Consider the following 841-nt stretch of genomic DNA (forward strand, 5'->3'; position numbering starts at 1 on the left):
GAGCAGGCGCTCACCCAGGACCCGGTCGCGCTCGCTGGTCTGCGAGATGCCGGTGCCCATCTGCAGGCCGCGTACCGCCAGCACGATCATGCCGTGCTCGTCCAAGACGTCGAGGTCGGCCTCGATACCCGAGCCCGCTGCGGTCACCGTCGTATAGCAGTACCGGGCATGACGCGCCGGCCCGTAGGCACGCAGCCGGCGTACACCGAGCGGTAGCAGTAGACCTCCATTGCTGACGTTACGGACGCTAGGGTGGGCGGCCACCGACTGAAAACAGGCATCCAGCAGAGCCGGGTGCACACCATAGCCGCCTTGCTGTGAGCGGATAGAGCACGGCACGGCGACTTGGGCCAGCACGCTGGTGCCGCCGGTTTCCTGCGCGGTGTGCACGGTCACCAGGCCGGTAAACGCCGGACCGTACTGAATGCCGCGGACGTCGAATTCGTTGCGCAGGTCATCGCCTTGCGCCGGGTTCGGATGCGTCGCCAGCAAGGCTTCGATGTCCTGGGCCGCCAAGCGATCGTCATCCTCGGCGGGGTGCAGCATGGCGGAGGCCCGGCGTGAGCGCTCCCCCTCCTGATTGGTCTCAACCACGAACGGGACAAGCCCGGGCGCTTCAACGGTTGCGGTGGCACAGATGGGGGATTGCTCTTCGAGCAGCAGCAGCTGCTCGAAGCGGACATCGCGGACTTCCGAGGCTTCGCCCAGGACGGTGTGGGCCGCGGCCAACGCCATCTCGCAGTAGGCGGCGCCCGGGAACGCAGGGGCACCGTGGATCATGTGATCGGCCAACCAGGGCAGCGCGTCGGTGCCAACGTTGCCCTGCCACACGTGTCGCTCG

At 67.5% G+C, this 841-nt stretch carries 1 protein-coding gene; it reads right to left on the reverse strand.

The genetic code is table 11. From position 1 onward, the window contains the following. Positions 1–841: polyketide synthase dehydratase domain-containing protein (locus F0Q45_RS26310; RefSeq protein WP_188113191.1), on the reverse strand; the 841-nt coding region annotated here is incomplete at both ends.

Source organism: Mycobacterium simiae, from assembly GCF_008370645.1.
In the GTDB taxonomy this organism is placed as follows: Bacteria; Actinomycetota; Actinomycetes; order Mycobacteriales; family Mycobacteriaceae; genus Mycobacterium; species Mycobacterium simiae_A.